The sequence below is a fragment of the Agrobacterium vaccinii genome, from assembly GCF_021310995.1.
Lineage (GTDB): Bacteria > Pseudomonadota > Alphaproteobacteria > Rhizobiales > Rhizobiaceae > Agrobacterium > Agrobacterium vaccinii.
This window is the reverse complement of sequence record NZ_CP054150.1, coordinates 216,955-241,178: the sequence shown is the minus strand read 5'-3', so window position 1 is coordinate 241,178 and position 24,224 is coordinate 216,955. Positions and strand designations below refer to the sequence as shown.

The 24,224-nt window shown below is 56.2% G+C and carries 20 protein-coding genes and 1 tRNA gene; 16 read left to right on the top strand and 5 right to left on the bottom strand.

Annotated features, from left to right (window positions below):
- Nucleotides 1–8: 8 nt before the first annotated feature.
- Together HRR99_RS01205 and HRR99_RS01200 are read left to right on the top strand one after the other, a co-directional pair.
- On the top strand, nucleotides 9–1,190 hold the full coding sequence (locus tag HRR99_RS01205) for an SAM-dependent methyltransferase (RefSeq protein ID WP_233122474.1): 1,182 nt from the start codon (nucleotides 9–11) through the stop codon (nucleotides 1,188–1,190).
- 367 nt (nucleotides 1,191–1,557) lie between these two features.
- Nucleotides 1,558–1,803 (top strand): DUF982 domain-containing protein, encoded by a 246-nt coding sequence (locus HRR99_RS01200; protein WP_111839946.1) that lies wholly within the window; start codon nucleotides 1,558–1,560, stop codon nucleotides 1,801–1,803.
- Between the two features lie 89 nt (nucleotides 1,804–1,892).
- On the opposite strand, the gene HRR99_RS01195 is transcribed toward HRR99_RS01200, so the two are convergent.
- The 4 genes from HRR99_RS01195 to HRR99_RS01180 form a co-directional block, all read right to left on the bottom strand.
- Nucleotides 1,893–2,285, bottom strand: coding sequence for a PRC-barrel domain-containing protein (locus HRR99_RS01195; protein ID WP_233122473.1), 393 nt, complete (start codon nucleotides 2,283–2,285; stop codon nucleotides 1,893–1,895).
- Between the two features lie 135 nt (nucleotides 2,286–2,420).
- The gene (locus HRR99_RS01190; RefSeq protein WP_233123537.1) at nucleotides 2,421–3,995 is read right to left on the bottom strand and encodes an ABC transporter permease; all 1,575 of its coding nucleotides are present in this window, start codon (nucleotides 3,993–3,995) and stop codon (nucleotides 2,421–2,423) included.
- Nucleotides 3,996–4,335: 340 nt separating this feature from the next.
- Complete coding sequence (locus tag HRR99_RS01185; protein ID WP_111839949.1) at nucleotides 4,336–5,352, bottom strand: Fe(3+) ABC transporter substrate-binding protein; 1,017 nt, start codon at nucleotides 5,350–5,352, stop codon at nucleotides 4,336–4,338.
- Between the two features lie 147 nt (nucleotides 5,353–5,499).
- On the bottom strand, nucleotides 5,500–6,552 hold the full coding sequence (locus HRR99_RS01180; protein WP_233122472.1) for an ABC transporter ATP-binding protein: 1,053 nt from the start codon (nucleotides 6,550–6,552) through the stop codon (nucleotides 5,500–5,502).
- A 281-nt stretch (nucleotides 6,553–6,833) separates the two neighbouring features.
- On the opposite strand from HRR99_RS01180, the gene HRR99_RS01175 reads away from it, so the two are divergent.
- The 14 genes from HRR99_RS01175 (at nucleotide 6,834) to HRR99_RS01110 (ending at nucleotide 23,322) form a co-directional block, all read left to right on the top strand.
- A complete protein-coding gene (locus HRR99_RS01175; RefSeq protein WP_233122471.1) occupies nucleotides 6,834–8,546 on the top strand; it encodes a long-chain fatty acid--CoA ligase in 1,713 nt (570 codons plus the stop codon).
- A gap of 106 nt (nucleotides 8,547–8,652) precedes the next feature.
- The gene (gene pgi / locus HRR99_RS01170) at nucleotides 8,653–10,284 is read left to right on the top strand and encodes a glucose-6-phosphate isomerase (RefSeq protein ID WP_233122470.1); all 1,632 of its coding nucleotides are present in this window, start codon (nucleotides 8,653–8,655) and stop codon (nucleotides 10,282–10,284) included.
- A 311-nt stretch (nucleotides 10,285–10,595) separates the two neighbouring features.
- Nucleotides 10,596–11,960 carry a sensor histidine kinase gene (locus HRR99_RS01165; RefSeq protein WP_233123536.1) on the top strand — a complete coding sequence of 455 codons (1,365 nt, stop codon included), beginning with the start codon at nucleotides 10,596–10,598 and terminating at the stop codon, nucleotides 11,958–11,960.
- Between the two features lie 192 nt (nucleotides 11,961–12,152).
- A tRNA-Arg gene (locus tag HRR99_RS01160) sits at nucleotides 12,153–12,229 on the top strand.
- Nucleotides 12,230–12,583: 354 nt separating this feature from the next.
- On the top strand, nucleotides 12,584–13,315 hold the full coding sequence (locus HRR99_RS01155; protein WP_162694540.1) for an FkbM family methyltransferase: 732 nt from the start codon (nucleotides 12,584–12,586) through the stop codon (nucleotides 13,313–13,315).
- A gap of 5 nt (nucleotides 13,316–13,320) precedes the next feature.
- The gene (locus tag HRR99_RS01150; protein WP_233122469.1) at nucleotides 13,321–15,078 is read left to right on the top strand and encodes a hypothetical protein; all 1,758 of its coding nucleotides are present in this window, start codon (nucleotides 13,321–13,323) and stop codon (nucleotides 15,076–15,078) included.
- 133 nt (nucleotides 15,079–15,211) lie between these two features.
- Nucleotides 15,212–15,991, top strand: coding sequence for a class I SAM-dependent methyltransferase (locus tag HRR99_RS01145; RefSeq protein WP_233122468.1), 780 nt, complete (start codon nucleotides 15,212–15,214; stop codon nucleotides 15,989–15,991).
- Nucleotides 15,992–16,250: 259 nt separating this feature from the next.
- Nucleotides 16,251–17,582, top strand: a complete 1,332-nt coding sequence (locus HRR99_RS01140; RefSeq protein ID WP_233122467.1) for an alpha/beta hydrolase — start codon at nucleotides 16,251–16,253, stop codon at nucleotides 17,580–17,582.
- A gap of 69 nt (nucleotides 17,583–17,651) precedes the next feature.
- On the top strand, nucleotides 17,652–18,689 hold the full coding sequence (locus HRR99_RS01135; RefSeq protein WP_233122466.1) for a 4-hydroxyproline epimerase: 1,038 nt from the start codon (nucleotides 17,652–17,654) through the stop codon (nucleotides 18,687–18,689).
- Between the two features lie 96 nt (nucleotides 18,690–18,785).
- Nucleotides 18,786–19,823: a dihydroorotase gene (gene pyrC / locus HRR99_RS01130; RefSeq protein ID WP_233122465.1), complete on the top strand. Its 1,038-nt coding sequence runs from the start codon at nucleotides 18,786–18,788 to the stop codon at nucleotides 19,821–19,823.
- Nucleotides 19,824–19,893: 70 nt separating this feature from the next.
- Nucleotides 19,894–20,592 carry an orotate phosphoribosyltransferase gene (locus tag HRR99_RS01125; protein ID WP_233122464.1) on the top strand — a complete coding sequence of 233 codons (699 nt, stop codon included), beginning with the start codon at nucleotides 19,894–19,896 and terminating at the stop codon, nucleotides 20,590–20,592.
- A 95-nt stretch (nucleotides 20,593–20,687) separates the two neighbouring features.
- Complete coding sequence (locus tag HRR99_RS01120) at nucleotides 20,688–21,614, top strand: carbohydrate kinase family protein (protein ID WP_233122463.1); 927 nt, start codon at nucleotides 20,688–20,690, stop codon at nucleotides 21,612–21,614.
- Between the two features lie 12 nt (nucleotides 21,615–21,626).
- On the top strand, nucleotides 21,627–22,310 hold the full coding sequence (locus HRR99_RS01115) for a hypothetical protein (RefSeq protein WP_233122462.1): 684 nt from the start codon (nucleotides 21,627–21,629) through the stop codon (nucleotides 22,308–22,310).
- Nucleotides 22,311–22,567: 257 nt separating this feature from the next.
- Nucleotides 22,568–23,322, top strand: a protein-coding gene (locus HRR99_RS01110; RefSeq protein WP_233122461.1) for an IS5 family transposase whose coding sequence is annotated in 2 segments (ribosomal slippage) — nucleotides 22,568–22,898 and nucleotides 22,898–23,322 — 756 coding nt in all. Because the reading frame shifts where the segments join, the coding sequence is not laid out codon by codon here.
- Here HRR99_RS01110 and HRR99_RS01105 read toward each other — a convergent pair.
- On the bottom strand, nucleotides 23,306–23,968 hold the full coding sequence (locus HRR99_RS01105) for a CatB-related O-acetyltransferase (protein WP_233122460.1): 663 nt from the start codon (nucleotides 23,966–23,968) through the stop codon (nucleotides 23,306–23,308). The genes HRR99_RS01110 and HRR99_RS01105 overlap by 17 nt on opposite strands.
- Nucleotides 23,969–24,224: the final 256 nt, after the last annotated feature.

The following is a 24,224-nucleotide window of genomic DNA, read 5'->3' as shown; positions in this document are numbered from 1 at the left end:
CCTTTCTCATGGAACAAGCACCTCTCTGGCAGCGGATGATTTGTCGCCGCCTGAAAAACATCACCCATGGGCGCCTGACCGTGCTGTTTCCCGGCGGCTATGAATATGTCGTTAGTGGACAGCAGCCCGGCCCGCACGGTGTCGTTTCGCTCAACAAAGGTCGTGTCGTTCGCCGGTTGTTGATGGGCGGCAGCCTTGGTTTTGCGCAGTCCTACATAGATGGCGATTGGGATACGCCCGATATCGCCACGCTTCTGGAAGTGGCCATTGCCAATGAGCAGAACTGGATGTCCGTGTCGGAGCCCGCGCGTCTGGTCTCCGCCTTCGCCTATCTGCGCCACCGCCTGCGCCGCAACTCCAAGTCCGGCAGCCGCCGCAACATCGCCTTCCATTACGATCTCGGTAACCGGTTCTATTCGGCCTGGCTGGACGAGACGATGACCTACTCATCGGCGCTGTTCGAAAAGCCGAGCCAGAGCCTCGCCGACGCGCAGAATGCAAAGTACGACCGCATCGTCGAGCAGTTGAACATCGGCCCCGACGACCATGTGCTGGAAGTCGGTTGCGGCTGGGGTGGCTTTGCCGAATATGCAATCGCCAAGACGGGATGCCGTGTGACTGGTCTTACGCTTTCGACCGAACAGGCCGATTTTGCGACGAAGCGCCTCGCAAAGGCGGGGCTCGCCCACCGTGCGGATATCCGGCTGGAAGATTACCGCGATTGCCAGGGCCAATTCTCGAAGATCGTCTCCATCGAAATGTTCGAAGCGGTGGGTGAAGAAAACTGGCCGACCTATTTCCAGCGCCTGCGCGACCTTCTGGCCGACAAGGGTGAGGCCATGGTGCAGGTGATCACCATCGATGAGAGCCGTTTCGATGAATATCGCCGCAACGCCGACTTCATCCAGACCTACATCTTTCCCGGCGGCATGCTGCCAACCATCACCGCGTTCCAGAAAGCAGCCGCCGCGAAAGGCTTTGCGGTGCCCGACATGCTGCGGTTCGGCAAGGATTACGACCGCACCCTGATGCTGTGGGACCGTGCGTTTCTGGCGAACTGGCACCGCATCGAACCCATGGGTTTTGACGAGCGCTTCCGCCGCATGTGGCAATATTACCTGCATTACTGCGCAGCAGGCTTTAGAACCGACCGAATAGACGTCGTGCAGTTCAAACTGGCAAAGTCTTAAAACCAAAAAAACGCGCTCTCGACCCTATCGATGCCGAGAGCGCAATCTGCTCGCGCACAATGAATTTCTCATATTCATGGAACCTCACGCAGGCGCTCACGTTACGGTGAGTGTCATATGTTTCAGCATCGAACATTGCAGCAGCGGTCAGCCCGCTCGGTTCGATCTCACAAAGCGGAGATTATCCATGAATCAGATCATTTACATCGTCGGCCTGGTCGTCATCGTACTCGCAATTCTGTCCTTCTTCGGCTTCCGCTGAGACCACAACTTTACCGTTGTAAATCTGCGTCTTTGCAAATATTCTCTTCGATGGGAACCATGTCAGCTTATCGCTCGTTGACATGGGCTGTTAGGGAGGCGTCCGATGCAACAAACGAAATGGACAAAGCCTGTCGAAGTGAATTTCGACAAAGCCGACAAAGACGTAATCGCCGGCCCGTTCGACGCGCTGGCACTTTTAACTGAAAACTGGCCGCATACGCGTGGATTGACATTTGTCCGCGCCAGAAGCGCGTGCCGTGCTGCACTCGATGGTCGCAAGACTGCCGAGGAAGCGCGCAGGTGTTTTGAAGATGCGGTGTCTGAAGCAAAATTGCACCGGGCTCACTGAGATCGGATTTTGCGTTTACAACCACTGCTTGATTTCTGATATCGTTGAACAAGAAAATGGCCCCTTCCGGGGCCATCTCTTTTTCGGTGTTACATCCAGTATGGCGGAACGCCGTAGTGGTCGTAAACGGTCCGGTCATCGCGACCGAGGAAACTCTCGTCATCACGGTTGGCAAAGCGTGGTCCGTTCTCGATCTGCTCCTTGATGAGGTCGATGCGGTAGCCATCAAGCTCTTCATCGTAATGCAGCTTTTCCCATGGCAGCGGATAGTAGTCGTCACCGATGCCCAGAAAGCCGCCGAAGCTCAGAACGGCGTAGGCGACGCGGCCACCGCGCTTTTCGAGGATGATGCGCTGAATAGAGCCGATCTTTTTGCTGTCTGCGCCGTAAACGCTGGTGCCTTCGACCTTGTCGCTGGCGATGAAGCTCGGCGTGTCCTTGACGTAGGGGTCCTGACCGGCGCGGGGTTCATGATGTACCATAACGTTTCCTCCTTAGGCTTGTATGCGTTATGGCTTGTAAACCCGAGGGCGGCAAAATCGTTCCGCGCAAAGTTGGCTGGCGCCAGTCCAGCGCCTCGATCTCCGCTCGAAATGCAAAGCGCGCGATGATCAGAATTAGCGCCTGACGCGGCCGACGCGTGCGAGAAGGATGACAGGCAGGATGCCGATCACGACGATGGCGAGGGCGGCAATCGAGGCCTCCTCGTAAGTGCCACGCGCGGCCTCACCATAGAGATGGGTGGCAAAGGTTTCGAAATTGAGCGGGCGCAAGAGAAGTGTCGCGGGCAGTTCCTTGACGCAATCCACGAACACCAGCAGTGCCGCTGCCGCCATGGCTGCTTTCGACAAGGGCAAGTGAACGGCGCTGAATGTTGCGGTGGATGTGCGGCCAAGAGTGCGCGAGGCATGATCGAAGGACATCGGAATACGGCTCAAGCCGGCATCGATCCCGCCGCCTGCTATCGTCAGGAAACGAGCGGCGTAGGCAAAGATCAGAGCAGCACCGCTACCGATCAACAGCAGGCCGCTGGAAACGCCGAACCATTGTTGCAGCGTCTGATCCAGAAACCTGTCGAAACTTCCCAGCGCAATCAGCACGCCGATGGCGATCACGGTTCCCGGTGCCGCATAGCCGACCGTGGCCAACCGGAAGGACCAGAGCGATGCCTTTCCGGGAATGATCCGCATGGCGTAGGCAATGACCAGCCCGGCACCCACGGTGACAAGCGTGGCGGTTCCAGCAAAAGCAACGGTATTCATGGCTTCCGAGGCAAAGCGCGATGACAGCCCGCCAAACTGGTAACGCTTCCACGCCTCGACCGTGAGATAGATGGCCGGGGCGACGAAACCGATCAGGATCGGCAAACCACCGAGCAGAAAAACCAACAAGCCGCCGAGCCCGCCAACACGGGCAGGAGCGAGCACCGTGCTCTTCTGTGCCGAGGTCGAATAGCACTGCCTGCGCCGCGCCCATCGCTCCACGGCAATCAGCGCGACGACCAGCAGCAGCATGCACAGCGCAATCTGCGATGCGCCCGGCAGATCAGACTTGGTGACCCATGTCGTGTAGATCGAGACCGTCAGCGTTCGCACGCCGAGAAACTCGGATGCACCGATGTCGTTCAGCGCTTCCATCAATGCAAGGCTGATGCCGACGGCTATGGCCGGGCGTGCGAGCGGGACGGCGACGCGGAAAAACACGGCGTGCCGCGAGGTTCCCAGCATCCGCGCCGCATCCAGCAGGTTACCGGCCTGCGTCAGAAACATCGCCCGGACAGGAATGTAGACATAAGGGTAAAGCACGAAGCCGAGCAGGATGATGCAGCCCGTCATCGAGCGGATATCGGGCAGCCGAAATTCGCGTGGGCTGGAATATCCCAGCAGCCAGCGAACCGCTCCCTGCACCGGACCCAGCGGATGCAGAATGTCGAGATAGGCGTAGGCGACGATATAGGTCGGCATGGCCAGCGGCAGCAGCAGCGCCCACTCCAGCAGTTTTCGTCCGCGAAAATCATAGGCGCTGACGAGCCATGCGCTGGCGGTTCCGATAACCCCGGCAACAAGGCCGACGCCGAGCAGCAGGATCAGTGTTTCGGGAAGCGCGGTTGCCAGCACCGTGTCGCGCAGGTGCTCCCAAAGCCCAGAAGAGCCTTTGATAGCCTCTGACAACAGCGCCAGAACCGGCAGCATAGCCAGTGCCGCAATGCCGCAGGATGCCACAAGCCACCACGACGCGGAATTGATCCGCAGTCTGGGTTTGGAACGGATGGCCGTGCAGTTGGTGGCGCGCATGCTGATCTTGGGTATCGCTTTGCGGGAAACAGGCAAGGCGCCCGCGGGAAACGGGCGCCTGAGATTGTCGAGAATAAATCGCTCGCTCCGTCATCCTCGGGCTTGTCCCGAGGATCCACCCACGTCACCAAACCCGGTCCGTTGCAGATCCTCGGGACAAGCCCGAGGATGACGGAGTGTGTGGTTGGCGCAGGCAAGAACTCAACGCACCCATACCGGGCGCGTCATGCCCATTCGCTTAGTTGTCGAAGCCGACCTTGTCCACCAGCTGGCTGGCTTCCTTGCGGTGGGACACAATTTCCGTCAGTGGCTTGTTGTCGATCTTCAGCTCACCGAAAGAAGCGACGATCTTGTCGACGCCAGCGCCCTTGTTGACGGGGTACTCGTAGTTGGCTTCGGCGTAGATCTTCTGGGCTTCATCGGACGCCAGATATTCGAGAAGCTTGACGGCCTCTGCCTTGTTTGGCGCATTCTTGGCAACGGCTGCACCAGAAACGTTGACCTGCGTGCCGCCGTCCTTGAAGGTTGGCAGAACGACCTTGATGGCCTCGCCCCACTTGACCTGTTCTTCGCCGCCCTTGCCGGAGCGCATCAGGCCGACATAGTAGGAGTTGGCGATGCCGATATCGCAAATGCCGCCGAGAATGTCCTTGGCAACATCGCGGTCACCGCCGCCAGCCTTGCGGGCCAGATTGTCCTTCACGCCAGCCAGCCACTTTTCGGTCGCTTCAGCGCCGTGGTGGGCGATGTAGTCGGCAAACAGCGCCGTGTTGTAAGGGTGCTGGCCGGAGCGAATGCACACCTTGCCCTTCCACTTGGCATCGGCGAGGTCTTCGTAGTTGAACGAGGACACGTCGACATCCTTGGCGGCGTAAAGAACGCGGGCGCGCATTGACAGGGCAAACCAGTTACCCTTGGCATCACGAAGTTCGGCAGGGATGGCTTTGGTCAAGACTTCGGATTCGACAGGCTGCGTCACGCCCTTTTCGACCAGGTCGACCAGATTACCGGCATCAACCGTCATCAGCACGTCGGCGGGCGAGCTGGCGCCTTCGCTCAACACGCGCTCGGCCAGACCGTCTTTCAGAAACACGGTGTTGACCTTGACGCCGCTTTCCTTGGTGAAGGCTTCCAGCAACGGCTGGATCAGCGCTGGCTCGCGTGTTGTGTAGATGTTGAGTTCTGCGGACTGTGCGGTACCGGCAGAAAAGGCCACCGTACCGGCCAGTAGCGCGAACTTGGTCAAAGATGTCATGTCTATCCCCTACGACTCGAAAAATGACGTCGGAAATGCATGCATCATACATGATCAATTAAATCAAGTTATCGCCATGGAATTTCAGGAGGTTTTGTTCACTTTGAGTTGAATAAGGCAGGGATTTTTGACCCATCAAGCCAAAATTCAATTTTCAGTAAACATAAGGACCGAGTCTTTCTCGATGGAAAGCCTCACAGTGTCCACATCCACAGGGCTTCTGCGCATGCTGCGAACCCGCAAGTCCTGCGCCAGACCATCGACATTGACCGACACCTGTTCGATCTCACCCATGAAGACGCGGCTGGTGATGCGACCTGCCACATCGCCCTCGCCGCCTGCGCGCGAAATCGAGATCGCGCTGGGCCGGATATAGGCGTAGGCAGGGCTACCCTCGGCCAACGTACCATTGTGTGGAAAATCGCCGACGGGTGTTTTCACATGCCCATTGCGCACCGTGCCCTCGACCTTGTTGAAGGCGCAGAAGAAATCTGCCGCATAACGGCTAACGGGGTTGTCGTGCACCTCATAGCCCGTGCCGATCTGGACGACCCTGCCCTCCTGCATCAGCACCACACGATCACCTGCCGAAAGCGCCTCCTCAGGATCATGCGTCACCATGATCGCGGTCGTTTTCAGCTCCCGCAGAAGCGCCAGCGTTTCCTCGCGCACGCTGTCACGCAGACCTCGGTCCAGATTGGAGAAGGGCTCGTCCATCAGGAGGATTTCCGGTTTCGGCGCGAGCGCACGAGCCAAGGCCACGCGCTGCTGTTCGCCGCCCGAAAGCGTGTGTGGATAGCGCTTGGCAAGGTCGGCCAGGCGCACATGCTCGATCATGTCTGCCGCCCGCGCTTTCGCCTGCGCTTTTGGCATGCCTTTCAAGCCAAAGAGAACATTCTGCTCGACGGTGAGATGCGGAAACAGCGCATAGTCCTGAAAGACGAAACCGATGCGTCGCTTTTCCGGCTCCATGAAGGTGGCGGGGCCTGCGATCTCCTGCCCATTCATCGTGACAGAGCCCGCATCCGGCGTTTCCACCCCGGCAATAATGCGCAGCAAGGTGGACTTTCCGCAGCCGGAGCGTCCGACGAGGCAGATGACTTCACCCCGCATGACCGAGAGATCGATGCCTGTGAGCACATCGCGACCGCCAAAACGCTTTCCGACAGCGTGAAGTTTCAGGGCTGATATCTCTGACATGTCTTGGTTTCCGTGCGGTGCTTTGGTTTGTTGATCGCGCAAATCAGGATTAAAGTCAAAACCCAAACGCTTGTCATCTGCCCGTGCCAAAAGTGGCCGCTAATATGGAACGGCCTCGGTTGACGTTTACGTTAGAGTTAAATACGCTGATGTGAGTGGATGGTTTTGGAGGCTTCATCTACGATTGCAAAAATTGCTGGTGCATCTGTCGGGCTGAGGAGCAGGCGGGTAGAAGCGCACACCGCAGATGATTGCAAATGCCAGCATGGGGAGGACTAGACATGAGCGACACGACTTTGAGCAGCCCGGCGACCCGGATCATCCAGCGGCCATGGCTTGCATCCTATCCGCAGGGTGTGCCAGCGGAACTACCGGACCTCGGTTACGCCTCCCTCGTTGAACTGCTGGAAAAGAGCTGCGCCCTCTATGCCGATCGCAAAGCGTTTTCCAGCATGGGCAAATCGCTCAGCTACCGTCAGCTGGAAGAGCAGACCCGTCAGATCGGCGCGTGGTTGCAAACGCTGGGCCTGCAAAAAGGCGACCGTGTTGCGGTCATGATGCCCAATATTCTCCAGAACCCCGTCGCAACCTATGCAATCCTGCGGGCTGGCCTAACGGTGGTCAATGTCAACCCGCTCTATACACCGCGTGAGTTGGAGCATCAGCTCAAGGACTCCGGTGCGAAAGTCATTTTCGTTCTGGAGAACTTCGCCCATGTCGTGCAGCAGGCGCTTCCAAAAACCGATCTCCAACATATCGTCGTTGCCACCATGGGCGATCTGCTGGGCCTCAAGGGCCACATCGTCAATCTCGTGGTTCGCAAGGTCAAGAAAATGGTTCCGGCCTATGACCTGCCCAACGCCATCAGATTCAAGGCAGTGTTGAAACAATCCTGCGGGCTCACGCTCAAGAAGGTCGATATCGCCCGCAGCGACGTGGCCTTCCTGCAATATACCGGCGGCACGACCGGTGTTTCCAAGGGTGCGGTGCTGACTCATGCCAACCTGCTTGCCAATAAGGCGCAGATTGCGCTGTGGATGGACGCGGTATTTCTGCACAAAAAGCGGCCCGAGGTGATGAACTTCGTCTGCGCGCTGCCGCTTTATCACATTTTTGCGCTGACGGTGAATTCGCTGATGGGCATTGCGCTGGGCGGTCACAACCTGCTGATTGCAAACCCTCGCGACATCCCCGGCTTCGTCAAAGAACTGTCCGGTTATACGCCACACGTCTTTCCCGCCATCAACACGCTGTTCAATGCGCTTTTGAACAACGAGGACTTCCGCAAACTGGATCTCAGCTCACTCGTGCTCGTCATGGGCGGCGGCATGTCCGTCCAGCGGCCCGTGGCAGAACGCTGGGCATCGGTGACCGGCACCCATATCTGCGAAGGCTATGGCCTTTCCGAAACCTCCCCTGTCGCAACCGTCAACCCGCTTGGTCGATCCGATTTCAGCGGCACCATCGGTCTTCCCGTGCCCTCCACCGAGGTCGATATTCGCGACGATGAAGGCAACAGCCTGCCTCTCGGCGAAGTCGGTGAAATCTGCATTCGTGGCCCACAGGTCATGCCCGGCTACTGGCAGCGCCCGGATGAGACCGCCAAGGTGATGACGGCAGACGGCTTCTTCCGGTCCGGCGACATGGGCTTCATGGACGAGGCAGGCTACACCAAGATCGTCGACCGCAAGAAGGACATGATTCTCGTCTCGGGCTTCAACGTTTATCCCAACGAAATCGAGGAAGTGGCAGCCGGCCACCCCGGTGTGCAGGAATGCGCAGCGGTCGGCGTAACAGACGAGCATTCCGGCGAAGCGGTGAAGCTTTACGTGGTCAGGAAGGACCCCGCGCTGACGGTGGAAGACCTGAAAGCCTTCTGTGCAAAAAGCCTGACGAATTACAAGCGACCCAAGCATGTGGAGTTCATTCAGGAACTGCCGAAGACAAATGTGGGCAAGATTTTGCGGCGTGAACTTCGGAAGCTGGCTAACTGATTGGTGCCACTTGCAGAATTTGACCGTTTTGGACGCACGCGCCTTGATTTAGCCCGATGAAAAAGAATAGTTTCCTCATCCTTCCCCGGAGCATGAGGAGCATTCCATGCAGGCTATCGTCGAGACCCTGAAATCCACTGCCGCCAAGACCGCCGCGACCGACCTCCGCGCCGCCTTTGCCGCCGACGCAAACCGTTTCGAGCAGTTCAGCGTGCGTTTCGACGATCTGTTGATGGACTTCTCCAAATGCGCCGTGAATGGTGACATTCTGGCCCTTCTCGAAAAGCTCGCCATCGAAGGCGGCGTCGAGAAGAAGCGTGACGAGATGTTCTCAGGCGCGGAAATCAACTTTACCGAGGGACGTGCCGTTCTGCACACCGCGCTGCGCAACCGTTCCAACACGCCTGTCGTGGTGGATGGCAAAGATGTGATGCCGGACGTGAACGGCGTTCTCGCCGCCATGGGCAAATTTGCCAATGCCATCCGTTCCGGCGCCCTCAAGGGTGCGACGGGCAAAAAAATCACCGATGTCGTCAATATCGGCATTGGCGGTTCCGACCTTGGGCCTGTCATGGCCACGTTGTCGCTCGCACCCTTCCATGATGGCCCGCGCGCCCATTTCGTCTCCAACATCGATGGCGCCCATATCGCCGATACGCTGAAGCTGACCGACCCGGAGACGACCCTCTTCATCGTGGCGTCGAAGACCTTCACCACCATCGAAACCATGACGAATGCGGCCACCGCCCGCAAGTTTATCGCCGATGCGCTGGGCGAAGACGCGGTTAAGCACCACTTCTGCGCCGTTTCCACAGCACTCGACAAGGTCGCAAAATTCGGCATCGAAAGCGACCGCATCTTCGGCTTCTGGGACTGGGTCGGCGGGCGCTACTCCATCTGGTCGGCCATCGGCCTGCCATTGATGATCGCCATCGGGCCTGAGAATTTCGGCAAGTTCCTGGATGGCGCCCATGCCATGGACCAGCATTTCCGGGAAGCACCAGTGCGCCAGAACCTGCCGATGCTGCTCGGCCTTATCGGTTTTTATCATCGCAACGTGCTTGATTACCCGACCCGCGCCATTCTGCCCTACGACCAGCGCCTGTCGCGTTTCCCTGCCTATCTGCAACAGCTGGATATGGAATCGAACGGCAAGGGCGTCACCATCGATGGAACGCCGGTGGAGGGACAGTCCGGCCCTGTGGTCTGGGGCGAACCCGGCACCAACGGCCAGCACGCTTTCTACCAGCTCATCCATCAAGGCACGAGCGTCATTCCCGTCGAATTTATGATTGCCGCCAATGGCTTCGAACCCGACCTGCGCCATCAGCATCAGTTGCTGATTGCCAATTGCCTTGCGCAATCCGAAGCCTTGATGAAGGGCCGCACATTGGCCGAGGCCAAGGAGCAGCTGACCTCCAAGGGCATGGACGACAAAAAAGCCGATTTCATCGCCCCACACCGCGTTTTCACCGGCAACCGTCCGTCGATCACCTTTGTCTATGACAAGCTGACACCGTTTGCGCTCGGCCGCCTGATTGCCCTTTACGAACATCGCGTCTTCGTCGAAGGCGTGCTCTTCCGCATCAATTCCTTCGACCAATGGGGTGTGGAACTGGGCAAGGAACTGGCAACCGGCCTGCTGCCAGTGGTGGAAGGCAAGGAAAGCGCCGAAGGACATGACAGCTCGACACAGGGGCTCGTCAAGGCGCTGTCGAGCCTCGCAACGAAGGCATAAGCGTTCGCAGCCGAACCGTGACTCCACATCGAACCCGCCGATACCATCATCGGCGGGTTTCTTCTTTACCGTCGTTGCGCGTGCAGTCTTTGTCACGCGTTTGAAAATCGTGCGGAAAACCCTATTATCGCTTGGAATTCAGGCCATGCGCCGATATGAAACCAAGGGCGCACGCAACAACAGGAACAGGCCTGGTGTTTTCGACCATCATAAACCGGACTGAACGTCAGCAGGCTGACCCGCAAAGCGAGGTACCTGCCTTGACGAAAGGCTTGTCCGGTCGTCTGCTGTTGCTGACGGTGATCTTCGTGATGATCGCCGAAGTCCTGATTTTCGTACCCTCCGTCGCCAATATGCGCCTTTCATGGCTGCGAGACAGGCTGAACACAGCTGCCGCCGCTGGCATCGTCATCGATGGCTTGCAAACAGAACTGCCCAGAACCGTCCAGAACGACACTCTGCTCGCCACCGGCGCCAAATTGATCGCCCTGCGCAAGGATGGCACCAACACGCTGCTGGCCGCGACCGAGGTGCCGCCCAGCGTCGATGATCAATACGACCTTTCCGATGTCTCCCAACTGGAAGCCGTGCGCGACGCGTTTTCCGTGCTGCTGTTCGGTGGCAACCGTGTCATCCGCGTTTTCGATGTCATCGGCGACAGCAATATGATCATCGAGATCGTGATCGGCGAGCATAAGCTGCGGGCCGCGATGATCGCCTATGCGGGCAATGTCTTGATGATCTCGGTGGCCCTGTCGCTGATCACCGCCAGCCTGATCTTCGTCTCGATCAACCGCATCCTCATCCGGCCCATCCGTCGTCTGACGCTGGGAATGCAGGGTTTTTCCGAACAGCCCGACGATCCCTCGCGTGTGTTCAAACCCGATGACGGCAGCGACGAACTGGCGGTTGCCGGACGACATCTGGCCGATATGCAGACGCAACTGCAAAAGACCCTTCGCCAACAGAAGAACCTCGCGGATCTCGGTCTTGCCGTTTCCAAGATCAATCACGACATGCGCAACATCCTGTCCTCTGCCCAGCTGATGTCGGACAGGCTCGTGGATGTCGAAGACCCCATGGTGCGCAGCTTTGCGCCGAAACTGCTGCGCACCATCGACCGCGCCGTTGGCTACACCAGCGAAGTTCTGGCCTATGGACAGGCCACAGAAGGCGCGCCAAAGCGCCGCCTCATTGATCTGGACGAGCTTGTGCAGGACGTCAAGGACATCCTCGCCATAGATCCTACCAGCGGCATCGAGTTCGCCGACAACGTGCCTGCGGACCTGCGCATCGATGCCGACAGCGAACAATTGTTCCGCGTCCTCTACAACCTCTGTCGCAACGCTGTGCAAGCGCTGCAACAGGCCAGCGGCGACGACTACCCGACCAAACGGCTGACGATTGCCGCACAGCGCAACGCCGATGTCGTCAGCATCGTCATTGACGACAATGGTCCGGGCATGCCGCAAAAGGCCCGGGAGAACTTGTTCTCCGCCTTCCGCGGCTCCGCCCGCTCCGGCGGCACCGGCCTTGGCCTCGTCATCGCCCGTGAACTGGTCCTGTCGCACAAGGGCACCATCGCGCTCGTGGAAAAATCCCACCACGGCACCCAATTCCGCATCGAAATCCCTGACCGCCCTGCCACCGACCTTCGCGCCAGCGCAACGGCGTAAAAGCGGCTGACTGCGTAACGGCTGATGCGCGGTTTGGAGCCGTCGAAATCACGTTGATCAAAAAATCATTTATTTTCAGATATTTAGAAATTTCATTACACCAAAATGACAATTTCTTTTCAAAATCGCTTGCATTCAAACCGAGGACGTTTTAGAGGATCGCCACGCCAACGGAACATGTTTCTGCGGCACGCACCCGTAGCTCAGCTGGATAGAGCACCAGACTACGAATCTGGGGGTCAGGAGTTCGAATCTCTTCGGGTGCGCCATCTCTTTTTCCTAAAATTTGAGACGTGATGCGAAGCATACAATGCTTCAAGCTGCGTGAATCGAAAATCACTCCGCAGTAATCTCATCATCCTGCCTCACAGATCCTAAAATCCGATGGTCAGATTTTTTGGGCCATCGTGATACCCGCGAAGCGCACTTTCGCAATTCCAAATGCCATCATAATCGACATGAAATGCTTTTGATGCCGAATGCACTGAGCATCAAGTGTCGCACACAAGTCTAACGGGATTGATTCACAAGCCTCAGGCAAGACGCGTGTTTTATTCGATGATCAACTGAGATTGCAATGTCGAATAGAACGACGTTTTAATGAATTACTGGGGATGACAATCATGCTTAAGACTGCACGGAACGTGTTTCAAAATCCATTCGTAGCCAACGAGTGTAATAATTTTTCAATCAGTCCGGCGCCAATAACGACCAATATTTATGAGACATATGGGCAGTGTAACGAAGATATTATTGTAGAATCCGTTCTTCGTGCGCAGATGCGAAGGTCTGGCCGCTCTATGGATACGATAAGATATATTGAGATCGGCGCAAACCACCCCTTCCAGACGAGTTCGACCTACCTTCTATATAAGCTTTACGGTGCTACGGGTGTTTTGGTGGAAGCGATTCCGGCGCTCGCTGAAACATTGGCTAAAGCGAGACCCAACGATACGATCGCAAATTGTGCCGTCACTGTTTCCCGTGAGCCGACCATCGAATTTCACGTCCATGAAAAAAGTGAATTATCCTCGGTTTCGGCGGATCACATTTCGATCTTTCAACAGTTCGGCGGCACAGAGAAAATCATCGACACGATCACATGCAAGAATATGCATATCAATGATTTTCTGAAGCAATATTACGGGGCGTATTGCGACTATCTTTCCGTCGACGTCGAAGGACTGGATGCGGCGCTTCTCTCTGAAATGGATACCGTCTTCCAGCCGACCATCGTACAGTGCGAGCACGAAGGACGTTTTGACGAGTTTTCCTCAATCCTGAAACCGCGTGGTTACGGTCTGCTGGCGCAAACCGATGTGAATGCTATTTTCGTTAAGTCAACTTCCGTTTAACGCCAATGCTGAACACAGAAAAACAGCAGGTGCTGGACAGCGCAACCGATGAGCTTCTGGCGATGCCGATCGAGGCTGACTGGCTAACAACGCACGTCTTCAGTTTGGAAGCGGGGCCAGAAAGACGGCGGATAACATCTGTCCTAACGTTTGAAAAGGATGGTCGCATCGGCGGCTATCGCCATCCAAATGAAGCAGCTTGGCGCATTGATCAGAACAGACTGCTCATCTTGCGGGAGGACGGATCTCTTTCGTGCGTCGCGATAATGGTTCAAACGTCGGACGGCAGTCTGGAGATCGTAGGGCCCCTCGTGAACTCTCAGGATACACATTTCCACCATTTCAGACCTCTGGCTGTCCGTTCAGTTCTGCCGGCAGTGCAGACGTTTGACCTTTTCGATACACTTGTCGCTCGTTATTGTGTCAATCCACTCCTCATCTTCAGCTTGGTCGAAGCGAAGTCACGCGTGGAAGGTTTTGCAAGTTATCGACAGCTTGTCGAGGCAGAGCTTTGGCGAAATGGAAACTACTCGCTTGATGACATCTACATAAATCTTGCCAAAGTAACCGGATGGTCAGACAGCACGCTGAACCGCCTGAAGATGTTGGAACTTTCTGAAGAGTGGAACAATCTCTTTCCCATTCAGGAATTCGTATCTCGGGTCAGGCATGACGATCTTATCATTTCCGACATGTATCTACCCGCGTCCTTCATTCGCAAAGTCGTCGATGAGAAGTGCAGTCTGCCCGGATTGACAATCCACCTCAGCAATCACGGCAAGCATCATGGTACAATATGGCCAAAGATATTAAGCTCTCATCGCGTGCTGCGGCACTATGGCGATAATCACCACTCCGATATCGTGCAAGCCGCCAAAGCCGGTGTAGAGGCAGAATATGTAACGACATCTGGTTGGTCGCAGGGAGAAGCGGTTCTCTGCTCAGTTGGGCTCGAGGAATTTGCCAAAGCTATACGCAAGGCACGGCTGACGAGCTTCTCTTTCGATAAAATGGCGCGGCAGGCGCAACTGGCGCAATTTGACGCCAACATCCCGCTCCTGATCATCGCAGGACTTCTCCTCCTCAGGCGTGCAAGCGCCTTGGAAGCGGACACATTGTTGATGTGTGGGCGCGATTCCAATATGTGGATTCATCTCGTGCGGTGGATGATGGGTCTGTCGGCTAAAAAAATGGCCGTCCACTACTTCCCCTCGTCGCGCGATCTTATGCTTGCCGACAGTCCTGCTTATGCCGCCTATTTTACGCAATTGCGCGGTCGGCGCACGATGATAGTGGACGTGTCAGGGACGGGCCGCAGTCCTGCGCATTTCATCGCGCACCTTGAGGCGCAGGAGGACACCAGCGTTTTCGTCGCTCTCAAGTCAAACCGGATAGATCCTCCGATGGAGTTGCGCGCACCGGCCAGAGATGACGTGCAGATCGATTGCGCAGTGACGATTGATCTGGAGCGCTTTCTCTTCGAAAGATTCAACACTGCTGCGTATGAAGATCGCGCGATAGGTGTGGAGTTTATGGGAGCGGAATTCAAAATTCTTCGCGAGCACGAACCAGTCAGTGCGGCGACCGCACGCCTGATCGATCAATTGCAGGAAGCATTTGCTCTTACACTTTCGATTTTAAAAGAATCGCCGATTGTCGTTTTGCCCGAAACGGCGACCGACGAACAACTGCAACAGGCAATTGGCCAACTTGTTCAAGTTGGTATCGGCTATCTGGAGTTGGCCAAGCTATTGCCAGAGTGAATAGGGCCACCTTCCGTTTTGGCATCCCGCCAATGCGTAGGACCGCCTTGTCTGTTCACACGCGCAACGGATGCAATGCCTGCAGCATTAACGAATACATATCGCCCGATAAGAGCTGAGAGAGTAGAAAATCATGGCAACCAAAAGCATTTACAATCTTCTTAACGCGGAAATGCGCGCGAAGGTCGCTTGGGAAAGCAACAAGCTTCCTCCCTTCCCTGCTGTCGACCGCACCGTATCTGGTCAGGTTTGGTCCACTATTCCAGGCGGCCATAAGTGGCTCAGCTATTTCCAGACATATGACCGTGAGTTCGGAGCGTATCACGGGAAAAGCCCTCGCGTGCTCGAAATTGGCGTTTACCGAGGTGCATCGTTGCAACTGTGGAGACGTTTTTTTGGAGATGGCGCCGTTATCGTCGGCATCGACATCGATGAAAGTTGTACCGCCTTCAATGCGCCGCAACATGATATTCATGTGGAAATCGGTGATCAGAGCGATGCCGCCTTCCTCCAGTCCGTTGTCGATAAATATGGTCCATTTGACATCATCATTGATGATGGCAGCCATGTTGCATCCCATCAAATTGCCTCTTTCAATGCGCTCTTCAACAATGGTCTAAAAGAAACGGGCGTTTATTTCGTTGAGGACCTGGAGTGCATGTATTGGGGACATACGGATGCGTACCGCGATGCATCTGTAACGGCCGTAGAATTCTTTAAAATGCTGATCGATATTCAAAACAGCATTTTCGAGGATTATGGCTACAGTGATTTCGCTGTGCATTCAGCGGATTCTCGAACCCAGTATGACGTCATCGCGCTGGCCAAATCCATTGCTTCGATAAAATTTGGCCGTGGCCTTGTGGTTGTGGAAAAAGCTCCGCAGATGCCCCCTCAGGTGCTCCACCTGTAATACCGGCAAAACCGTATTCGGACTGTCATACGTTAAAGAAAACTGTGTTGGGTGAGGCGACCCCGCACAACACAGCTTCATTTTGGTCGTGCGTGCGCATTGAGGCAGTTGCGACACACCACATCCGAAATACAATTCCATTCGGCGCCTCGCTGCTGGCTTAGAGCGAAGCATTCTGTAATAACGGGACCTGTTGAATGCTGAAGCTTCAAGCCGTCACTATGACGCATGGGCTTTGCCTTGTTCCCGGAGTATCGGAATGGCCGCAAGGCTTGTTGCATTAGTCACCCTGCTTGCCTTCCTTGTCAGCTGCGGCGGTCGTCCCATTGGGGTCATGACACCGACCGGGCAGAGGGTACAGGGCACCTCTGCGGTCAACCTTCTAGTCGCCACCACGCGTGCACCGTCCGATGACAAGGCCATTTTGTTCGGAGGCGAGCGCGGCACGGGGTTGAAGGTCGATGCCATCTCCGTTTCCATTCCGCCCGAGGCCAACCGCAAGGTGGGTCAGGTGCAATGGCCGAAGAAATTGCCCGCTGATCCGCTGAAAAGCTTCACCACCGTTTCAGTCGAACCACTGAAGAACGATCCGGCCACCCAAAGCTGGATCAAGCGCAACAGCTTGAAGAACAAGCGCGTGCTGGTCTTCGTGCATGGTTTCAACAATCGCTATGAGGAATCGGTCTATCGCTTTGCGCAGATCGTCCACGATTCCGGGTCAAATGTGCTGCCGGTGGTGTTTACCTGGCCATCGCGCGCCAGCGTGTTCGATTACAATTACGACAAGGAAAGCACCAACTATTCCCGTGATGCGCTGGAAGAGATGCTGACGCGACTGGCCAAGGACAATGCGGTGAGCGACGTGACCATCATGGCGCACTCCATGGGCACCTGGCTCGCCGTAGAGGCTTTGCGCCAGATGGCCATCCGCCATGGCCGGGTTTATCCGAAGATCAACAATGTCATTCTGGCTGCACCCGATCTCGATGTGGATGTGTTTGCGCGCCAATATGCAAGCCTTGGCAAGGAAAAGCCGAAGTTTACGCTGTTCGTATCGCAGGATGACCGGGCGCTCAGCCTTTCCCGGCGTATTTCCGGCAATGTCGACCGCCTCGGCCAGATCGATCCCGGCGCTGAACCCTATCGCAGCCAGTTGGAAAGTGCCGGTATCACGGTTCTCGACCTCACCAAGCTAAAATCCGGCGATAGCCTCAACCACGGCAAATTCGCCGAAAGCCCCGAGGTCGTGCGTCTCATCGGTGGGCGGTTGATCGATGGTCAGACGGTAACGGATTCCGATGTCGGCCTCGGAGAAGCCATCGGTGCCGTGGGCATAGGTGCCGCACAAACGGTTGGTACGGCGGCAAGCGTCGTGGTCAGCGCGCCGATTGCGGTGTTCGATCCACGCACGCGGGAAAATTATGGACGACAGGTCGAGCGCCTTGGCCGCTCCGTCGGCAACACCGTTGGTTCCGTGGGAGACACGGCAACGAGCGTGGTCGATCCGCAGGCGTTGAACAACGGCACGCGGCGGTCGAGCGATTGTAACCTTTCCGTCAATCGTGGAAACTCGGAATGCCGGGATCGCTGAACACGTAATATACAAACAGTATTTTATAAGTTATGACCGGCTTATTCTCATCTTACCGGAGTGATCGCCATGCGCTTCAAACGCACAATTCAGCTTCTCGATGTTCATTGCGAAGGTGAAATCGGGCGTGTTGCCACCGGTGGCGTGCCGAAAATTCCAGGCAACACGGTGGCTGAACAACTGCACTGGCTGAACACCGACCCAAAAGGCGAAGAGCTTCGTCGCTTCCTGACGCTGGAGCCGCGCGGCGCGCCCATCGGCTCCGTCAACCTGCTACTGCCGCCTAAACACCCGGATGCGGATGCCGCTTTCGTCATTCTCCAGCCGGATCAGGCACATGCAAGCTCCGGCTCCAACTCCATTTGCGCGACAACCGCACTGCTGGAAAGCGGCATGGTGGAGATGAAGGAGCCGGAAACCATCGTGATGCTGGAGACGGCGGCCGGGCTGGTGAAGGCCACCGCCACATGCCGCGACGGGCGCTGCGAGAAGGTGAAACTCACCATGGTGCCGTCCTTCGTTCACGAGCTGGATGTCGAGATCGAAACGCCGGACTGGGGCCGCATCCGCATGGATATCGCCTATGGCGGCATTTTTTATGCGCTTGTCGATGTGAGCCAGATCGGCCTCACCATCGACACGGCCAATGCGGCTAAGCTGGTGGCGGCGGGCATGGTGTTGAAGGATATCGTCAACCGCGAAATACCGGTTGCGCATCCCGAAATTCCAGCCATTTCAGGCGTGGCGTACGTCATGTTCCGCGATACGGAAGCCGATGGCACCATCCGCACCTGCACCACCATGTGGCCGGGCCGTGCGGATCGCTCCCCCTGCGGCACCGGAAATTCCGCCAATCTGGCCACGTTGCATGCGCGCGGCAAGGTGCAGGTGGGTGATGTCTACACATCCCGCTCCATCATCGGCACGCAGTTCGAGGTGGGCTTATCTGCGGTCACGGAAGTTGCGGGCAAGGCGGCGGTCATTCCGACCATCACAGGGCGTGGTTTTACCTTCGGCCTGCATCAGGTCTGGCTAGACCCGAACGATCCGCTGGCAGAAGGTTTTGCCATGACGGATGTCTGGGGTCCGCAGGCGGGCGCGATTTAACATCCGTTTTTGCGTCGGAAAAGTCGCTTAGGGCGCTGTCTTCTCGCGTTAAATGGTGTTAAACGGGCGCAATTCCAGCAAGCCCGAGGTTTCACGATGAAGTCGATCACCCTTCGCCGCCCTGATGACTGGCACCTGCATTTGCGTGATGGTGCGATGCTGGAAGGCGTGATCGGTGATAGCAGCCGCCATTTCGCCCGCGCCATCATCATGCCGAACCTCGTGCCGCCGGTTGTCACGACAGCAGACGCCATCGCTTACAAGGACCGCATCGTCAAAGCCATTCCAGCGGGTGATCGTTTCGAACCGCTGATGACGCTCTACCTTACCGAGCACACCAGCCCCGACGACGTGGAAGAGGGCAAGACCAGCGGCCTCATCACCGCAGTCAAGCTCTACCCCGCCGGAGCCACCACAAATTCCCATGGCGGCGTGGGGAATATGGACAAGGCAATGGCGGTGCTGGAGCGCATGGCGAAGATCGGCCTGCCGCTCTGTGTCCACGGCGAGGTAACGACGCCGGAAGTTGATATTTTCGACCGCGAAAAGGTCTTCATCGATACGGTTCTCGATCCGCTGCGCCAGCGCCTGCCGGAACTGAAGGTGACGATGGAGCATGTGACGACGCGCGATGGCGTGGATTACATTAGGGAATCCAAGGCCAATCTTGCCGGATCGATCACCACCCACCATCTCATCATCAACCGCAACGCCATTCTGGTGGGCGGCATCAAGCCGCATTATTACTGCCTGCCGGTTGCCAAGCGCGAAGAGCACCGTCTGGCGCTGCGCGCTGCCGCCACCTCCGGCGACAGCAGATTTTTCCTCGGCACGGACTCCGCCCCGCATGTGGACCCGCTGAAGGAATGTGCCTGCGGTTGCGCCGGGGTCTACACCTCCATCAACACCATGAGCTGCCTTGCCCATGTGTTCGAGCAGGACAATGCGCTCGACAAGCTGGAGGCTTTCGCCTCGCTGAACGGCCCCGCCTGGTATGGTCTGGCACCCAATGAAGACACGATTACCATGGTCAGGCGCGATGAGCCCGTGAACTTTCCGGAGAAGATCGACACCGGTGCAGGCCCGGTCACGGTGTTCGACCCGATGTTCCCGCTGCATTGGGACGTTGCCTGAATATTTCAATCGCTGCCGGTTTATCCGGCAGTTTTTTTATGCACTCGATGATCAAAAGAGGAAAATGCCGATGTCCCAGTTTACATTCACGGATCGCGCCCTTGTGGCAGAGCTTGTTGCGAAAATGTTGTGGGAAATCAAGGCGGTGCATTTCAACTCGGCAAGCCCCTACACCTTCGCATCGGGCATGAAGAGCCCTGTTTACATCGACATGCGCAAGCTGATTTCCTACCCACGCATCCGCGCTGCCGTGATGGATTTTGCCGCAGCCAAGATCGTTGCCGATGCGGGCTTCGAGAAATTTGATTGCGTGGCCGGTGGCGAGACGGCGGGCATTCCCTTCGCCGCCTTCCTGGCGGAACGTTTGGGCTTGCCGATGATCTATTGCCGCAAGAAGCCCAAGGGTCATGGCCGCAATGCACAGATCGAAGGCCATATGCCTGAGGGTGCGCGCGTGCTTGTGATCGAGGATCTGACGACTGCTGGCGGTTCCATGTTCACCTTCATCGATGCTATCAGGGCCGCGGGTGGCATTGTCGATCACGGCATTGCGCTGTTCTATTACGGCATCTTCCCGGAGGCCGAAGCACGCTTTGCCAACGGAAACGTGAAGCTGCATTACCTCAGCACATGGCGCAATGTTCTGGCCGTTGCCCGCAGCGAAAAGCTGTTCGATGACAAGACCTTGTCGGAAGTCGAAGCCTTCCTCGACAACCCGCTGCCATGGTCTGCCGCGCGCGGCGGGGTCAGCGAATTGCCGCAATCCTGATCTTGTTTGGGTGAGAATTTTCGATTTGCAGACATCTGGCCATTTCGGGCGAAGTTGTTTAAATCGATTTAGTTTTTGATACGGAGGAGGACCGGATGATCCTGTGTTGTGGTGAAGCCCTGATCGACATGCTGCCGCGTGAAACCACGAAAGGCGAGCCTGGTTTTGCGCCCTATGCAGGCGGGGCGGTCTTCAACACGGCCGTCGCGCTGGGGCGCCTCGGCGTTCCCTCCGCCTTCTTCTCCGGCATTGCCGATGACATGATGGGCGAGATCCTCAAGGACACGCTTAGGGACAGCAATGTCGATTACAGCCTCTGCGCCTTCTCGCATCGCCCCTCGACAATCGCCTTCGTCAAACTGGTGGATGGTCACGCGACCTACGCCTTTTACGATGAAGGCACGGCGTTGCGCATGCTCTCCGAAAGCGATCTGCCCAACATCGGTGCCGATTGCGAAGCCATGCATTTCGGCGCGATCAGCCTCATCCCCGAACCCTGCGGCGGTACCTACGAAGCGCTTTTGATGCGCGAACACGAAAAACGCGTCATCTCGCTAGATCCCAACATCCGCCCCGGCTTCATCAAGGACAAGCAGAAGCACCTGGAACGCATCAACCGCATGGCAGCCAAATCGGATATCGTCAAATTCTCGGATGAGGATCTGGCATGGTTCGGCCTAGAGGGTGATGAGGACACCCTTGCCCGTCACTGGCTGCACCACGGCGCCAAACTCGTGGTCGTCACACGCGGTGCAGAGGGCGCGGTCGGCTATACATCGAACCTTCGCGTGGAAGTGCCGAGCGAACGCGTCGAGGTGGTGGACACAGTCGGCGCAGGCGACACCTTCGACGCTGGCATCCTCGCCTCGTTGAAACTTCAGGGCTTGCTGACGAAGCCACAGGTCGCAGCACTGACGGAAGAGCAGATCGCCAAGGCACTGGCGCTGGGCGCGAAGGCTGCGGCTGTGACGGTGTCGCGCGCGGGGGCGAACCCGCCATGGGCGAATGAGATCGGGTTGTGAAGAGGGATTTGCATGGAGCAAGTTTTCCGCCGGATTGTTAGTCTCGGAGCTAGTTGCGAAGCGCAATCGCAAGTTAGACGACTCACAGGCGATTTTTCCGAACGTCGTAGACGAGTGTCCGGCTTAAAAAATGCCGCACTTGGATGTCCGAGTTCTGTGTTCTCTTGGCAAGTCACACCTATTGATGCCTTGATCGTCTACCTGCGTCAGGATTTTGAAGGTATGATGCGCCTCGAACACCTTGCCCCATCTAAAAGAACAGTGGTCAATACAGTCTATGGTACGGAACATCATCACGAGTTCAGAATGGACTCGACTATGGTTTCCGTGGAGGAGCAGTTTGCAAACGCGCGTAAAAAGCATGATGCCATGTGTTTTCGCACCAAACGAATGCTTTCCGACGATGAGCCGACTCTGTTCGTTGTCTCTAACGCGCATCCGACGCCAGATCAGCGTTTGGAAGTGGACTCCTTGTTGCGGCGTTTCAATAAAGAGAAGCGTATCGGACTTCTTTTTGTGGAGACTACGGGTTTTGATCTCGATTGGCGCGGGGATGATGCTAGTTGGGATGAAGCCTTTGCGGCTATTCGCTTCAGCACCGAGCTGAGCTTGGCGGAGAAAATTATTTCGCGATATCTACAAGTGAAAGCACAGATCTTACGCTTCAACGATCATCTAAAGACCGGTCGCTTTTGACTGGCTTCTTGACAAGAAAAACAGTCTCATAGAATACCATCTACTGCTCCAGTTCTGAAGTTTTTCACCGGCAACGATTGACCTGTGCTTCATTTGCAATTCCATCACAGCAAGAAATCGACTGCACTTTTTCGAACGTTAGTCGCCGGAGTTATTGCGTGAAAGTACTCTTGCTACCTAGGATGAGGACCTGATCAAACAACTGTCTTTATTGCATGATTCTTGCTTGTTTGAGTTTCAAAGCAAGGATGTTCATGATGAGCGATCTTTTCTGGCTTTCTGATGAGGCCTGGGCTGCGATTGAGCCGTACCTGCCGAAGAATCAGCCCGGTGCTCGCCGTGTCGATGACCGACGTGTGATTTCCGGTATTCTTCATGTGCTGAAAATTGGCTGCCGGTGGCGTGACGTTCCGCCGGAATACGGGCCTGCCAAAACCATCTACAATCGCTATCACCGTTGGGCACGACGGCGCATCTGGCAACGCATCTTTGAAAAGATGGCTGCAACCGGCCCCGTCCCTGAGGAATTGTCCATCGACAGCACGCACATCAAGGCGCATCGTTCCGCTCAAAGCTCAAAAGGGGGGCGTGGGCGCAAGCGATTGGCACGTCACGCGGAGGAAGAACAAGCAAAATCCATTGTCTGGCCGATCATTGCGGCAGACCGGTCGCGTTTGCTCTGACACCAGGAAACATCGCAGACATCAGGATAGCCATTCCTTTGCTGGAAGCCGTGCGCCCGACCAGACGCCTTCTCGCCGACAAGGCCTATGATGCCGATAGCCTGCGCGGATGGCTCAAAGGTCATAAGATCAAGGCCGTCATCCCATCATCGGCGACACGGAAAAAACCATATCCACTCGACCGCAAAGCTTATAGGCGCAGAAATGTCATTGAACGCCTGTTCTGCAGGCTCAAAAACTGGCGACGCATCGCAACAAGATACGACAGGCTCGCCGCAAACTATCTCTCTGCAATTGCTCTCGTATCAGCAATCATAGCGTGGACCTGAATGAGTCCTCACCATAGACCAGCCTGAGTTTGGCTAAATCGCCACTATTTAGTGCATCGAGGCTGGCTTCGATTTTATCCAGGGACCAGTTCCACCAGCCTAAGCTTAAAAGCGCTTCAACTATGTCGCTTGAATAACGCATTCGGATGATGGAAGCAGGGTTGCCTCCGACAACGGCGTAGGGCGGCACATCGCGCGTGACAACAGAGGCGGCGGCAACGATTGCGCCGTGACCGATGTGGACTCCGGGCATGATGGCTGCATTCTGGCCAATCCAGACATCGTGGCCCACAATAGTGTCCTTTACAGGCAAGTCTTTATAGCCGAATGTCTCTGGCTTGAAGATGCGAAACGGATAGGTCGTGAAACCCGTCATCGGATGGTTGGCCGAACTAGTGATAAAGTAGCTTCCCCGCGCGATCTGGACGAATTTACCGATCACTAGCTTTTCGCGAACACCGGGACCAAGATAAGGAGCCAGAATGATGGCCGTCTCCTCGATCTTTCCAGAGTGAGTGTAGTAGCTGAAATCGCCGATTTCCATGCGTGGATGATCGACGACGTTTTTTAAATAAACTGTGTCTCTGTATACAGTCCCATCAGGCAAGGTAATGGGATAAACCGCACTCGCATCGAGAAAAACCACTGGAAACCTTCCTGCTGACTCCATTGCAGACAGGCTATTGACTGTGGTCCTTCAAATCCATCTTGTGGCAGATATCGTTTCGATGAATAATTTTGATATTGCAATACAGCGCTGAGCACCAAGGGTTCGGTAATCCCAATCGCTGCTGACGAAACAAATTTCCGGCGAACGTTCTTATCGCGCAATTCCATTCGTTGATATTTTACGCAATCTGCTCGATACAGAAGCAATCTCTTCATTGTCACGTCAGGCGGTC

What these genes read in the sequence shown, in the direction of transcription:
- HRR99_RS01205 (WP_233122474.1), top strand. Translation starts at nt 9, where the DNA reads ATGGAACAAGCACCTCTCTGGCAGCGGATGATTTGTCGCCGCCTGAAA.
- HRR99_RS01200 (WP_111839946.1), top strand. Translation starts at nt 1,558, where the DNA reads ATGCAACAAACGAAATGGACAAAGCCTGTCGAAGTGAATTTCGACAAA.
- HRR99_RS01195 (WP_233122473.1), bottom strand. Translation starts at nt 2,285, where the DNA reads ATGGTACATCATGAACCCCGCGCCGGTCAGGACCCCTACGTCAAGGAC.
- HRR99_RS01190 (WP_233123537.1), bottom strand. Translation starts at nt 3,995, where the DNA reads ATGCTGCCGGTTCTGGCGCTGTTGTCAGAGGCTATCAAAGGCTCTTCT.
- HRR99_RS01185 (WP_111839949.1), bottom strand. Translation starts at nt 5,352, where the DNA reads ATGACATCTTTGACCAAGTTCGCGCTACTGGCCGGTACGGTGGCCTTT.
- HRR99_RS01180 (WP_233122472.1), bottom strand. Translation starts at nt 6,552, where the DNA reads ATGTCAGAGATATCAGCCCTGAAACTTCACGCTGTCGGAAAGCGTTTT.
- HRR99_RS01175 (WP_233122471.1), top strand. Translation starts at nt 6,834, where the DNA reads ATGAGCGACACGACTTTGAGCAGCCCGGCGACCCGGATCATCCAGCGG.
- pgi (WP_233122470.1), top strand. Translation starts at nt 8,653, where the DNA reads ATGCAGGCTATCGTCGAGACCCTGAAATCCACTGCCGCCAAGACCGCC.
- HRR99_RS01165 (WP_233123536.1), top strand. Translation starts at nt 10,596, where the DNA reads ATGATCGCCGAAGTCCTGATTTTCGTACCCTCCGTCGCCAATATGCGC.
- HRR99_RS01155 (WP_162694540.1), top strand. Translation starts at nt 12,584, where the DNA reads ATGCTTAAGACTGCACGGAACGTGTTTCAAAATCCATTCGTAGCCAAC.
- HRR99_RS01150 (WP_233122469.1), top strand. Translation starts at nt 13,321, where the DNA reads ATGCTGAACACAGAAAAACAGCAGGTGCTGGACAGCGCAACCGATGAG.
- HRR99_RS01145 (WP_233122468.1), top strand. Translation starts at nt 15,212, where the DNA reads ATGGCAACCAAAAGCATTTACAATCTTCTTAACGCGGAAATGCGCGCG.
- HRR99_RS01140 (WP_233122467.1), top strand. Translation starts at nt 16,251, where the DNA reads ATGGCCGCAAGGCTTGTTGCATTAGTCACCCTGCTTGCCTTCCTTGTC.
- HRR99_RS01135 (WP_233122466.1), top strand. Translation starts at nt 17,652, where the DNA reads ATGCGCTTCAAACGCACAATTCAGCTTCTCGATGTTCATTGCGAAGGT.
- pyrC (WP_233122465.1), top strand. Translation starts at nt 18,786, where the DNA reads ATGAAGTCGATCACCCTTCGCCGCCCTGATGACTGGCACCTGCATTTG.
- HRR99_RS01125 (WP_233122464.1), top strand. Translation starts at nt 19,894, where the DNA reads ATGTCCCAGTTTACATTCACGGATCGCGCCCTTGTGGCAGAGCTTGTT.
- HRR99_RS01120 (WP_233122463.1), top strand. Translation starts at nt 20,688, where the DNA reads ATGATCCTGTGTTGTGGTGAAGCCCTGATCGACATGCTGCCGCGTGAA.
- HRR99_RS01115 (WP_233122462.1), top strand. Translation starts at nt 21,627, where the DNA reads ATGGAGCAAGTTTTCCGCCGGATTGTTAGTCTCGGAGCTAGTTGCGAA.